At 65.2% G+C, this 12,789-nt stretch carries 13 protein-coding genes; 8 read left to right on the plus strand and 5 right to left on the minus strand.

The genetic code is table 11. The annotated features are described in order from the left end of the window. Positions 1-7: 7 nt before the first annotated feature. The 3 genes from GTP77_RS21915 (at position 8) to GTP77_RS21925 (ending at position 1,257) form a co-directional block, all read left to right on the plus strand. Entirely contained in the window at positions 8-688 is a 681-nt protein-coding gene (locus GTP77_RS21915) for a thiol:disulfide interchange protein DsbA/DsbL (protein WP_308807764.1), read from the plus strand. Positions 689-764: 76 nt separating this feature from the next. Then, positions 765-1,046, plus strand: a complete 282-nt coding sequence (locus GTP77_RS21920) for a type II toxin-antitoxin system RelB/DinJ family antitoxin (RefSeq protein ID WP_161074277.1) — start codon at positions 765-767, stop codon at positions 1,044-1,046. A gap of 28 nt (positions 1,047-1,074) precedes the next feature. Then, positions 1,075-1,257, plus strand: coding sequence for a type II toxin-antitoxin system RelE/ParE family toxin (locus GTP77_RS21925; RefSeq protein WP_228896263.1), 183 nt, complete (start codon positions 1,075-1,077; stop codon positions 1,255-1,257). 9 nt (positions 1,258-1,266) lie between these two features. Here the strand turns inward: GTP77_RS21925 and GTP77_RS21930 are convergent, their stop codons facing one another. Beyond that, positions 1,267-2,190, minus strand: a complete 924-nt coding sequence (locus tag GTP77_RS21930; protein WP_161074278.1) for a LysR family transcriptional regulator — start codon at positions 2,188-2,190, stop codon at positions 1,267-1,269. Positions 2,191-2,338: 148 nt separating this feature from the next. Between GTP77_RS21930 and GTP77_RS21935 the strand changes: the two genes are divergently transcribed. Next, complete coding sequence (locus GTP77_RS21935) at positions 2,339-3,385, plus strand: porin (protein WP_161074279.1); 1,047 nt, start codon at positions 2,339-2,341, stop codon at positions 3,383-3,385. A 10-nt stretch (positions 3,386-3,395) separates the two neighbouring features. Further along, complete coding sequence (locus tag GTP77_RS21940; protein ID WP_161074280.1) at positions 3,396-3,848, plus strand: acyl-CoA thioesterase; 453 nt, start codon at positions 3,396-3,398, stop codon at positions 3,846-3,848. 86 nt (positions 3,849-3,934) lie between these two features. Here the strand turns inward: GTP77_RS21940 and GTP77_RS21945 are convergent, their stop codons facing one another. The 4 genes from GTP77_RS21945 to GTP77_RS21960 are packed head-to-tail and all read right to left on the minus strand — an operon-like array spanning position 3,935 to position 7,301. Then, a complete protein-coding gene (locus GTP77_RS21945) occupies positions 3,935-4,645 on the minus strand; it encodes an ABC transporter ATP-binding protein (protein WP_161074281.1) in 711 nt (236 codons plus the stop codon). Further along, entirely contained in the window at positions 4,642-5,406 is a 765-nt protein-coding gene (locus tag GTP77_RS21950) for an ABC transporter ATP-binding protein (RefSeq protein ID WP_161074282.1), read from the minus strand. The genes GTP77_RS21945 and GTP77_RS21950 overlap by 4 nt, the downstream gene beginning before the upstream one ends. Then, positions 5,403-6,371 carry a branched-chain amino acid ABC transporter permease gene (locus tag GTP77_RS21955; protein WP_161074283.1) on the minus strand — a complete coding sequence of 323 codons (969 nt, stop codon included), beginning with the start codon at positions 6,369-6,371 and terminating at the stop codon, positions 5,403-5,405. Before GTP77_RS21955 ends, GTP77_RS21950 begins: the two co-directional genes overlap by 4 nt. A 9-nt stretch (positions 6,372-6,380) precedes the next feature. Beyond that, on the minus strand, positions 6,381-7,301 hold the full coding sequence (locus tag GTP77_RS21960) for a branched-chain amino acid ABC transporter permease (RefSeq protein WP_161074284.1): 921 nt from the start codon (positions 7,299-7,301) through the stop codon (positions 6,381-6,383). A gap of 222 nt (positions 7,302-7,523) precedes the next feature. Here GTP77_RS21960 and GTP77_RS21965 point away from each other — a divergent pair, with 222 nt between their 5' ends. The 3 genes from GTP77_RS21965 to GTP77_RS21975 are packed head-to-tail and all read left to right on the plus strand — an operon-like array spanning position 7,524 to position 12,789. Continuing rightward, positions 7,524-9,143, plus strand: coding sequence for an AMP-binding protein (locus tag GTP77_RS21965; RefSeq protein ID WP_161074285.1), 1,620 nt, complete (start codon positions 7,524-7,526; stop codon positions 9,141-9,143). A gap of 42 nt (positions 9,144-9,185) precedes the next feature. Next, positions 9,186-10,382, plus strand: coding sequence for an ABC transporter substrate-binding protein (locus GTP77_RS21970; protein WP_228896252.1), 1,197 nt, complete (start codon positions 9,186-9,188; stop codon positions 10,380-10,382). A 10-nt stretch (positions 10,383-10,392) separates the two neighbouring features. After that, the gene (locus GTP77_RS21975; protein ID WP_161074286.1) at positions 10,393-12,789 is read left to right on the plus strand and encodes a bifunctional salicylyl-CoA 5-hydroxylase/oxidoreductase; all 2,397 of its coding nucleotides are present in this window, start codon (positions 10,393-10,395) and stop codon (positions 12,787-12,789) included.

Consider the following 12,789-nt stretch of genomic DNA (forward strand, 5'->3'; position numbering starts at 1 on the left):
GACTCCGATGATGCTGAAACATATCGTAATCGCCCTGGGCACGGCCGCCGCGGTGTTCGCCGCTGCCAGCGCCTCCGCCTCGCCCGCCGTCCCGCGCGACGGCGCCGAATACCGGCTGCTGTCCTCGCCGGTGCAAGTGCAGGCGCAGGGCAAGAAAGTGGAAGTCATCGAATTCTTCATGTACCACTGCCCGGCCTGCAATATGCTGGAGCCGGGCCTGGCCGAGTGGGTCAAGAAGCAAGGCGACGCCATCAGCTTCCGCCGCATCCACGTGCCGCACAACGGCGCCGCCGATCCGGAAGCGCACCTGTTCCTGACGCTGGAAGCGCTGAAGCTGGACGAAAGCCTGCACGCCAAGGTGCTCAACACCTGGCACGTCGAACGCAAGCGCCTGAAGTCGGACGAAGACAATGTCGAGTGGGCCGTCAAGAACGGGCTCGACAAGACGCAATTCCTGGCCGCCTACAATTCCTTCGGCGTGCTGACGCGCCTGCGCAACCTGGAAAAGCTGGTCGGCAGCTACCGGGTGGACGGCACGCCCACACTGGTCATCAACGGCCGCTACCTGACCTCGCCGTCCATCGTCGCCGAGGGCAACCCCAACATGCCCCGACCATCCGTCGAAGCCGCTGCCTTCCAGGTCATGGACGCGCTGGTGCTGAAGGCGCAGCAGGAGCTGGGCAAATAAGCCACAGCAGCTTGCGCTGCATCACCTCCGGTTGCATTCCTTTATACTAAAATAAAGATCACAACCGGAGATCAGCGTGCCTACTCCTGCCTCATCCATCAATATTCAGATCGATGCCGATCTGGAACGTCGCGCCAACGAAGCCCTGGCACAGGTCGGGCTATCCATGTCGGATGCTGTCCGGATGTTTCTGCATCAAGTTGCCACCGACCAGCGGTTTCCGTGGGACCTCAGAGTTCCAAATCAGACCACGCGCGATGCAATGAAAGAATGCGACGACATAATCGCGCATCATCAAGCGCGCTTCATAAAGGCCGAGCAACTGTTCGCAGATCTTGAAAAGAGTGGCAAAGAATAAGCGGACCGCCATGCCGCGCGCGGTGGGCATGCTGCTCCTGATTGCTGGTGACGCGCCTTTGGGAGCGGAATGGCGAGACCATGCGTTGCGCGGTCCCTGGAGCGAGTATCGGGAATGCCACATAGGCGGCGACTTTCTTCTTATCTACAGAATTGCAGGGGATGTCATTACCTTTGCGCGCACAGGAACACATGCGGAGCTCCTTGAGTAATACATAAAATCATGGCAAAGGCGCGCGCGTTGCGCCTACCGGGCTGCCCAGCGATTCCAGCATGTCCAGGAACACCCGCGTCTTGGCCGGCATGAGGCGGCGGCCCGGGAACACGGCCCAGCCGGTCACCGTGGGGAAGCTCCACTCGGGCAGCACGCGCACCAGCTGGCCGCTTTCCAGAAAACTCTGCGCGAACAGCTCCGTGCTGGCCGCGATGCCGATGCCGGTGCAGGCCATGCGCACCAGCAGCTCGGGCGAGTTGGCGATCATGCGCGCGGGTAGCTCGCGCTCCCATTCCGTTTTGCCGCGCAATAGCTTCCACCGTATCATGCCGTTCGCCTTGGGCGGCAGGCTCAGAAGGTCGTGCTTGTACAAGTCGTCCGGCTGCTCGGGCAGGCCGCGCAAGGTGGTGTAGCCGGGCGACGCGTACAGCGCCAGCTTGCTGATGGCCACCGCGCGCGCCGCCAGCGTCGAATCGTCCGGCAGGTTGCCCATGCGGATGGCCAGGTCGAAGCCCTCGGCCACCAGGTCCACCCGGCGCGGCGACAAGTCGATCTCCAGCGAGATGGCCGGATACTTTTCCATAAAGCGCGCCATCAGCGCCCCCATGGTGTGATTGGCGAAGTCGCCCGGCATGGACACGCGCAGCAGGCCGCTGGGCGCCTGCTGGCGGTGCTGCGCCAGCGCGCCGGCCGCCTCCACTTCCTCCGTCACCTTGCGCGCGTGCTCCAGCAGGCTGGCGCCGAACTCGGTCAGCACCAGGCGCCGCGTGGTCCTTTGCAGCAGGCGTTCGCCCAGCTGCGCCTCAAGCAGCGACAGGCGGCGCGACACCGTGGACTTGGGCTGCCCCACCCGCTCCGCCGCCGCGCTGAAACTGCCGCACTCCACTATCCGGGCGAACAGGAGCAAGTCGCCAGGGTCGATATCCGCCATATGAATTCCATGCTGTGTATGCCAGCGCACCTTACCACAACAGGCGCTGGCTGGAAAACAACGCCGCCGATAAATTGATTTACACTTAATATGTTTAAGCTTAAAGTATATTCAGGCCGTCCCCTTTCAACCAATTAGGAAAAAGAAGATGAAAAAAACCTTGATCGCCATCGCCCTGACCTCCCTATCCGGCCTGGCCGCAGCGCAAAGCGCCGTCGTGATCTACGGCGCGGTCGATGCCGGCATAGTGCGTGAATCGGGCGGCGTCGCCGGCAACATCACCAAGCTGACGGGCGGCGTGGAAGGCGGCTCCCGCCTTGGCTTCCGTGGCAGCGAGGACCTGGGCGACGGCATGAAAGGCATCTTCGCGCTGGAAATGGGCCTGGGCCTGGACACCGGCGTGAGCGGCCAGGGCGGCGTGCTATTCGGCCGCCAGGCGCTGGTCGGCTTGCAGACCAAGTCCGGCACGGTCACCCTGGGCCGCCAGTACACGCCGCTGTTCATGGCCATGACCTTCATCGACCCCTTCCAGTCCCTCAGCACCGCAGGCTCCGCCGCCAACCTGATGTCGAACGCCGGCATCCGCATGAACAACACCGTGAAGTACGCCATGCCGGACACCAACGGCTTCTCCGGCGAAGTGGCTTACGGCCTGGGCGAGGTGGCGGGCAATAGCGATGCGGGACGCAACCTGGGCGCGAACTTCGGCTATGCCAACGGCCCGCTCAGCATCAAGGCCGGCTACGCCAACATCAACAGCATCCCGGTCGGCACCGCCGCGCTGACCAAGGGCCGCACCACCATGCTGGGCGCCACCTACGACTTCGGCGTGGCCAAGGCCGCGCTGGCGTATGCGTCCAACCGGGGCACGGTCAACATCAACAACACCATCAACCCGAACAGCCAGGCCGACTCGCGCGACCTGCTGCTGGGTGTGACGGTGCCATACGGCCTGCACACCTTCCGCGCTTCCATCATCAACAAGAAGGACCGCGCCGGCACAAGGCGCGGCGCCGACCAGTGGGGCGTGGGCTACAGCTACTACCTGTCGCGCCGCACCGATGTCTACCTGGCCTACGCCCGTATCGACAACGACGCGGCCAAGGGCGCCACCGGCTTCTACACCGTGGGCAACGCCACCGAAGTCGGCTCGGGCAACCGCGCCGTCAACGCCGGCCTGCGCCACAACTTCTAAGGCCTAAGCGATGGATGCCAAACCGGACTACTCTTTCGAACGCGAAGTGCTGGTCCGGTTTGCGCATTGCGACCCGGCCGGCATCGTCTACTTCCCGCAATACCTGGTGCTGTTCAACGGGCATGTGGAGGACTGGTTCAACGAGGGGCTGGGCATAGGCTATGCCCATTTCATCGGCGAGCGCCGCTGCGGGCTGCCGATGGTGAAGCTCGACTGCGAGTTCAAGGCGCCGAGCAAGATGGGGGAGCGGCTGACGCTGTCCCTGGGCGTGACGAAAATCGGCAACAGTTCCATAGCGCTGCAGCTGCGCGCCAGCGCGCAGGGGCAGTTGCGCGTGCTGTCGAACCAAGTGCTGGTGACCACCTCGCTCGATACCAATAAGTCGATTCCCATTCCCGGCGACCTGCGCCACGCGCTGGAACGCTGCGTGGCGGAGCTTGGCGGGTTACGCACTCCGTGCTAACCCGCCCTACGATTCGTCACCTGGATTGGTTATTGCGTAGGGCGGGTTAGCGCTACGCGCGTAACCCGCCAGCTCCGCCACCAGCCTCACACCCCCACGTAGCGGTGCCAAACATCCGGCGCCGCCCGCAGCGTGGGCGAATCGCCCGACCACACCACTTTGCCGCGCTCGATAATCGTATGCTGGTCCGCAAAGCGCGTGAGCCGCTCCACGTATTTATCGATCACCAGCGTGGTCTGCCCCACGCTGCGCAGGCGTTCCAGGCAATGCCAGATCTCCTCGCGTATCAACGGCGCCAGCCCTTCCGTGGCCTCGTCCAAAATCAGCAAATGCGGATTGGTCATCAGCGCGCGGCCTATGGCCAGCATCTGCTGCTCGCCGCCGGACAGCTGCTTGCCCATATTGCGCGAGCGCTCCCGCAAGCGCGGAAACAGCTCGTAAATGCGCGCCAGCGTCCACGGCTCAGCCGCCTTCGACCGGTTGGCCGAAAAAGCCACCAGGTTCTCCTCCACCGTCAGGTTGGGAAAAATCTGCCGCCCTTCCGGCACGATCGCCACGCCGGCGCGGGCGATGCGGTCCGTGGCCATGGCGTCGATGCGCTGGCCGTTGAAGGTGATGCTGCCGCTGCCGATGCGGTTCAGCCCAAGAATCGAACGTATGGTGGTGCTCTTACCCATGCCGTTGCGGCCCAGCAGCGTGGCGATGTCGCCGCGCTTGATCTCGAACGTCACGCCGAACAGCACCTGGCTGCTGCCATAGGCCGCCGTAATGTCCTGCACCTTCAGTATCGCGCTCATGCCGCCACCTCGTCTTCCAGTTCGTCGCCCAGATAGGCCTTCTTCACCTCGAGATTGCACCGGATCTGGTCCGGCGTGCCGGTGGCGATAATGCGCCCGGACACCAGCACCGAAATCCGGTCCGCCATACGGAACACGGCGTCCATATCATGCTCGATGATCAGCACCGCGATCTCCGGCCGCAGGCTTTCGATCAGCGGTATCATCTCCACCGATTCCTCGTGGCCCATGCCGGCCATCGGCTCGTCCAGCAGCAGCAGGCGCGGACGCGTGGCGAGCGCCAGGCCCAGCTCCAGCTGCCGCTGCGCGCCGTGTGCGAGATTGCCCGCCAAACCATCCACTTGCCCTCCCAACCCCACCCGGTCCGCCAGCGCGCGCGCCTCCTCGAACATCGCGCGCTCGCTTACCGCAGGACGCCAGAAACGCATGCTGGAACCGCTGCGCGCCTGCACCGCCAGCGCCAGGTTGTCCAGCACCGAAAAGCGCGGAAAGATATTGGTGATCTGGTAGGAGCGCGCCAGCCCGGCCTGCACCCGCAAGTGCATGGGCACACGCGTGACGTCCGTCCCGGCGAAGACGATGCGGCCGCTATCCGACGCCAGCGCGCCGGAAATCTGGTGGATCAGCGTGGTTTTTCCCGCGCCGTTGGGACCGATGATGGCGTGGATCTCGCCCGCGTTCACGGTCAGGTTGAGGTTGTCCGTCGCGGTCAGGCCGCCGTAGCGCTTGACCAGTCCTTGCAGTTCCAGCAGCGCGCTCATTTTCCGGCTCCCTTGGTAGTGAAACGGTCCGCCAGGCTGGCCATCCCCTTCGGCAGCACCAGCACCACGATCAGCAGCAGCACGCCCAAAGGCAGCTGCCAGTGCTCGGTATAGCCGGACAGAACTTCCTCCAGCAACAGCAAGGCGAAAGCGCCCAGCGCGCCGCCCCAGAAATAGCCCGCGCCGCCCAGGATCACCATCACCATCAGGCTGCCGGACTGGGTCCAGTGCACCAGGCTGGGGCTCACCAGCATGTTCTGGTTGGCGATCAGCGCACCCGCCAGCCCGGCGAGCGCACCGGCGATGGCGAAGCAGGTCAGCTTGTAGCGGAACACCGGGTAGCCGATGGCGGCCATGCGCGTCTCATTCTCGCGCACCGCCTGCAGCACGCGGCCGAAGCGGGAATTGACCAAACGGTGCAGCAGCAGCAAGCAGGCCGCCAGCAAAGCCAGCACCACGTAATAAAAGGCCGTGTCGCCCGACAGGTCCACGCCCGGCAGGCCGAGCGAGGAGCGCGACATGAGGTTCAAGCCGTCCTCGCCGCCGTAGCTGCGCAGGGAGATGAACAGGTAGTACACCATCTGCGCGAAAGCCAGCGTGATCATGATGAAGTAGATGCCGCGCGTGCGCAGGCACAGCGCGCCTATCGCCAGCGCCAACAGCCCGCCCACCAGCATGGCCAGCGGCCAGGCAATCCAGGCCGACGCCACGCCGTGCTGCATCAGGATGCCGACCGCGTATGCCCCGGCGCCGAAATAGGCCGCGTGGCCCAGGCTGACCATGCCGCCGAAGCCGAGAATGAGATTGAGGCTGCTGGCCGCCAGCGCGAAAATCATCAGGCGGCAGGCCATGCTCACATAGAACTCCTGGCCCAAAGCCTGGGCGCCCAGCGGAAAGGCCAGGAAAACCGCCAGCAGCGCCAGGGTGCGCGGCAGCGGGAGTTGGTGGTGCAGATTGCTGTGCATGGTGGGCTCCTAGCCGCGTGCGGGGAACAAGCCCTCGGGTTTAAAGAACAGCACGGCGGCCATCAGGATGTAGATCAGCATCGATGACAGCGCCGCGCCCAGGTCGGCCATCAGCCCCTCCGGCGCCAGCGAGCGCGTAAGCACGGGCAGCAGGGTGCGGCTCAGCGTATCCACCATGCCCACCAGCAGCGCCCCGGCCAGCGCGCCCCGGATCGAGCCGATGCCGCCGATGACGATGACCACGAACGCCAGTATCAATATGCCCTCCCCCATGCCCGACTGCACCGTGAGTATGGGACCGAGCAAGGCGCCCGCCAGGCCGCACAGCGCGGCGCCGAAGGCGAACAGCAGCGTGAACACGCGGCCTATGCTGGCGCCCATCACCACCGCCATTTCCCGGTTGGACGCGCCGGCCCGCACCACCATGCCGATGCGGGTCTTCACCACCACGAAGTACAGCAGCAGCGCCACCGCCAGGCCCGCGCCGATAATGAACAGGCGGTAGGCCGAATAGCTGAAGTCCTGCGTGAACTGCACCGGCGTGGCCAGCGCGGCCGGCACGTTCAGCGAAATGGGCGCGGCGCCCCACAGCATGCGGGCGGCCTGGTTGAAGATGAGGATGAGCGCAAACGTGGCCAGCACCTGCGACAGGTGGTCGCGCCGGTACAGCCTGCGCACCACGGCGAGCTCCAGCACCACGCCCAGCAGCGCCGTCGCGCCCACGGCCAGCAGCAGCCCCAGCCAGTAGGAGCCGGTCAGCCCGGTGAAGCTGGCGGCGAAATACGCGCCCGCCATATAGAGCGAACCGTGCGCCAGGTTCACCAGGTCCATAATGCCCAGCACCAGTGTCAGCCCGGCCGCCAGCAAAAACAGCATCAGGCCGAATTGCAGGCCGTTCAGGCCGTGCTCGATCAGTAGCGCGATATCCATACCCATCCTTGTCCGAAGTACGCCATCAAAATTACTTTAAGCCTCAAGCATATTACCCGAAAACCGCGTCTTTCCAAGCTTTTTCGCAGGAGGGCAACGCGTTTTTTTGAGGCGAGACATTTATCTTGACGCCTATATATTTTAAGCTTAAAGTATATTTCAGAGCATCTGGAAAGCAAGCAGTTCGAACGCCCCCACAGACATAGTCAACACGGAGCAGAAATGATCGCTACAGGCTACACCGACACCTTCGCCAGGGACAATCTGCCGCCCGGCGAGCTATGGCCGGACATGGCGGCCACCCTGCCGGAGCTGCAATATCCGGACCGCCTGAACTGCGCCGCCGCGCTGCTGGACGAGATGGTGGCACAGGGCTTCGGCGAGCGTCCCGCCATCCACAGCTACCAGGAATCGTGGACCTACGCCGAACTGCTGGAAAAAGTGGACCGCATCGCCCACGCGCTGCGCGGCCCTCTGGGCCTGGAAGCGGGCAACCGCGTGCTGCTGCGCGGCGCCAACAGCCCCATGATGGCGGCCTGCGCGCTGGCCGTGCTGAAAGCGGGCTGCGTGCTGGTGCCCACCATGCCGCTGCTGCGCGCCAAGGAACTCTCCACCGCGCTCACCAAGGCCAAGGTCAACGCCGTGCTGTGCGCCGCCGCGCTTTCCGAGGAAATGGAACTGGCGCGCGGCCAGACCGCCATGGCAGGCCCCGCCGTCTACTTCGGCTCAGACGGTGCAGACAGCCTGGAAGCGCTGATGCAGCAGCAGCCCTCCAGCTTCAAGGCCGCCGACACCGCCGCCGACGACGTCTGCATCATCGGCTTCACCTCCGGCACCACCGGCGTCCCCAAGGGCACCATGCACTTCCACCGCGACGTGCTGGCCATCTGCGACTGCTTCCCGCGCTCCACGCTGCGCACCAAAGCCAGCGACGTGTTTATCGGCACGCCGCCGCTGGCCTTCACCTTCGGCCTGGGCGGCCTGCTGCTGTTCCCGCTGCGCGTGGGCGCCGCCGCCGTGCTGCTGGACCGCCTCACGCCGGACCTGCTGCTGAAAGCCATCCAGGACTTCCGCGCCACCATCTGCTTCACCGCCCCCACCTTCTACCGCCTGATGGCGCCGCTGGCGCAGGCCTACGACCTGTCCTCGCTGCAGAAGGCCGTGTCGGCGGGCGAGGCCCTGCCCACCGCCACGCGCACGCTGTGGCGCGAGAGCACCGGCCTGGAAATCATCGACGGCATCGGCGCCACCGAAATGCTGCACATCTTTATCTCGGCGGCGGGCGAGGAAGTGCGGCCCGGCGCCACCGGCAAGGCCATTCCCGGCTACCAGGCCTGCGTGCTCGGCCCGGACGGCAAGCCGCTGCCGCCCGGCGAAGTGGGCCAGCTGGCCGTGAAAGGCCCCACCGGCTGCCGCTACCTGGACGACGCGCGCCAGGAGCAGTATGTGCGCAACGGCTGGAACCTCACCGGCGACGCCTACCGCATGGACCAGGATGGCTATTTCTGGTACCACGCCCGCACCGACGACATGATCATTTCGGCTGGCTATAATATCGCCGCGCCCGAGGTGGAGGACGCGCTGATGTGCCATCCGGCCGTGGCCGAATGCGCCGTGGTCGGATGGCCGGACGAGGAACGCGGCCAGATCGTTAAAGCTTTCGTAGTGCTGCGCCAAGGCCATGACGCCAGCGCGGAACTGGCGCGCGCCCTGCAGGAGCATGTAAAACAAACCGTGGCGCCGTACAAGTACCCGCGCGCCGTAGAATTCCTGGCGGCGCTGCCGCGCACCCAGAGCGGCAAGCTGCAGCGCCATGTGCTGCGCAGCGCGCCGGCCAAGTAAGCCAGTGAACAACCCGTCCCACCACCCAACCAGGAGCCGCCAGTGAAATTCACCGCCATCACCCTACGCCACACCGCCCTCGCCGCCGCAGCCGTAGCCGCCCTGTCCAGTGCCGCCGCCCCCGCGCTCGCCGCAGACAGCGTGAAGGTCGGCATGGTGACCACGCTGTCCGGCGCCGGCGCAGGCCTGGGCGTGGATATCCGCGACGGCTTCGCGCTCGCGCTCACCCACCTGGGCAACAAGATGGGCAACCTGCCGGTGGAAGTGATCACCGGCGACGACCAGCAATCGCCCGACGTGGCCAAGCAGTTGGTGGACAAGATGATCAAGAAGGACAAGGTCGACTTCATGAGCGGCATCGTGTTCTCCAACCTGATGCTGGCGGTCGGCCCCACGGTGTTCAACTCCAAGACCTACTTCGTCAGCGCCAATGCCGGCCCTTCGCAATACGCCGGCGAGCAGTGCAACCCCTATTTCTACAACGTGGCCTGGCAGAACGACAACCTGCACGAGGCGGTTGGCCAGCAGGTGCAGCAACGCGGCTTCAAGAACGTGGCCCTGATCGCGCCCAACTACCCGGCAGGCAAGGACGCGCTGGCCGGCTTCAAGCGCTATTACAAAGGCAAGGTGGCCGATGAGATCTACACCAAGCTGGGCCAGCTGGACTACGGCACCGAACTGGCGCAGCTGCGCGCGCTGAAGGCGGACGCGGTCTACATCTTCCTGCCGGGCGGCATGGGCATCAACTTCATCAAGCAGTTCGTGGACGCCGGCCTGTCGAAAAACCTGCAGCTGTTCGGCCCCGGCTTCTCGGCCGACGAGGACATCATCCGCGCCGTGGGCGCGCCCATGCTGGGCATGTTCAACGCCTCGCAGTGGGGCCACGACATCGACAATCCACAGAACAAGCGCTTCGTCGCCGACTTCGAGAAAACCTACGGCCGCCTGCCCAGCCTCTACGCATCGCAAGGCTACGACGCCGCCATGCTGATGGATTCGGCCGTGCGCGCCGTCAAAGGCAACCTGGCGGACAAGGCCGGCGTGGGCAAGGCGCTGCAAGCGGCCAGCTTCAAGTCCGTGCGCGGCGACTTCAAGTTCAACCGCAACCACTTCCCGGTCCAGAAATATTACGCCCGCATGATAGGCAAGGACGGCCAGGGACGCATCACCAACCGCACCCTGGGCGTGGTATTCGACGCCCACCAGGACGCCTACGTCGGCGCCTGCAAGCTGCAATAAGGAAGACACCATGAACATCACCTGCATAGGCGGCGGCCCCGCCGGACTGTATTTCGGCCTGCTGATGAAAAAGCAGAACCCAGCCAACCAGATCACCGTCGTCGAGCGCAACCGCGCCTACGACACCTTTGGCTGGGGCGTGGTGTTCTCGGACCAAACCCTGGGCAACCTGGTCAACGCCGACGAGCAGACCGCGCGCACCATCCTGCAGTCCTTCAACCACTGGGACGACATCGACACCCACTTCAAGGGCGCCAAAGTCACCTCGGGAGGCCACGGCTTCTGCGGCATAGGCCGCAAGCGCCTGCTCAACATCCTGCAAAGCCGCTGCGAAGAACTGGGCGTGAAGCTGGTGTTCGAGACCGACGTCGCCGACGACCAGGAAATCGCGGCCGCCTACAATGCCGACCTGGTGATTGCCAGCGATGGCCTGAACAGCCGCATCCGCACCCGCTACGCCGCCAGCTACCAGCCGGACATCGAGCAGCGCAACTGCCGCTTCGTCTGGCTGGGCACCAAGAAGCTGTTCTCCGCCTTCACCTTCGCCTTTGAACAGACGGAGCACGGCTGGTTCCAGGCCCACGCCTACCAGTACGACGGCGACACCTCCACCTTCATCGTCGAAACGCCTGAGGAAGTGTGGCGCAAGGCCGGGTTGGACCAGATGAGCCAGCAGGAATCCATCGCCTACTGCGAGCGCCTGTTCGCCAAGCACCTGGACGGCAATCCGCTGATCAGCAACGCCACTCATCTTCGTGGTTCGGCGGCGTGGATCACCTTCCCGCGCATCATCTGCAACAACTGGGTGCACTGGAACACCGTGGGCGGCAAGCGCGTGCCCGTGGTGCTGATGGGCGACGCCGCCCACAGCGCGCACTTCTCCATCGGCTCCGGCACCAAGCTGGCGCTGGAGGATGCGATCGAGCTGGCGCGCTGTTTTGAAAAACATGGAGAGCAAGGCATGGAGCAGGTGCTGGACGCCTACCAGCGCGTGCGCGCAGTGGAAGTGCTGAAGATCCAGAGCGCCGCGCGCAACTCCATGGAATGGTTCGAAAACGTGGACCGCTACACCGCCATGGAAGCCGAGCAGTTTGCCTATTCCATGCTCACGCGCAGCCAGCGCCTGTCGCACGAGAACCTGCGCGTGCGCGACGCCGGCTATGTGGAGCGCTACGAAGGCTGGATCGCCGAACACGCCCACGCGCAGGCCGGGCTGCCGCCGCCTGCGGCCGGCCGCCACAGCATTCCGCCCATGCTCACGCCGTTCAAGCTGCGCGGCACCCTGCTGAAAAACCGCATCGTGGTCTCGCCCATGGCCCAGTATTCGGCGGTGGACGGCGTGGCGGGCGACTACCACCTGGTGCACCTGGGCGCGCGCGCACAGGGCGGCGCCGGCCTGGTATTCGCCGAAATGACCTGCGTGTCCGCCGACGCGCGCATCACGCCGGCCTGCCCCGGCCTGTACAAGCCGGAACACACGGCGGCCTGGAAGCGCATCGTCGACTTCGTGCACAACAACACCAGCGCCAAGATCGCCATGCAGATCGGCCACGCCGGCGCCAAGGGCTCCACCCGCCGCGCCTGGGACGGCATAGACCAGCCGCTGGAAAGCGGCAACTGGCCGCTGGTGTCGGCCTCCGAACAGCAATACCTGCCCGGCGTATCGCAAACGGCGCGCGCCGCCACGGCCGAAGACATGGCACGCATCAAGGCCGATTTCGTCTCCGCCACCGTGGCGGCGGCCGAAGCGGGCTTCGACTGGCTGGAACTGCACTGCGCGCACGGCTACCTGCTGTCGTCCTTCATTTCGCCGCTGACCAACCAGCGCCAGGACGAATACGGCGGCTCGCTGGAAAACCGCTGCCGCTATCCGCTGGAAGTATTCAAGGCCGTGCGCGCCGCCTGGCCGCAAGACAAGCCGATCAGCGTGCGCATTTCCGCGCATGACTGGGTCGAAGGCGGCATCACGCCGGACGACGCGGTGGCCATCGCCCGCCTGTTCAAAGCGGCCGGCGCGGACATGATCGACTGCTCGTCCGGCCAGGTCAGCAAGCGCGAAAAGCCCATCTACGGCCGCATGTTCCAGACCCCGTTCGCGGACCGCGTGCGCAACGAGGCGGGGATACCGACCATCGCCGTGGGCGCCATCTTCGAGGCGGACCATGCCAACAGCATCATCGCCGCCGGCCGCGCGGACCTGTGCGCCGTGGCGCGCCCGCACCTGGCCAACCCGGCATGGACGCTGACCGAGGCGGCCAAGATCGGCTACCTGGACGTGGAATGGCCGCAGCAGTACACGGCGGGCAAAGTGCAGCTGGAGCGCAACCTGGAGCGCGAGCGCCAGATTGCGGCAGCCAGCAGCGGCATGACGCCGCAGCAGATCGCAGCCAAGTTGCTGGAAGGATGA

Source organism: Pseudoduganella aquatica, from assembly GCF_009857595.1.
In the GTDB taxonomy this organism is placed as follows: domain Bacteria; phylum Pseudomonadota; class Gammaproteobacteria; order Burkholderiales; family Burkholderiaceae_D; genus Rugamonas; species Rugamonas aquatica_A.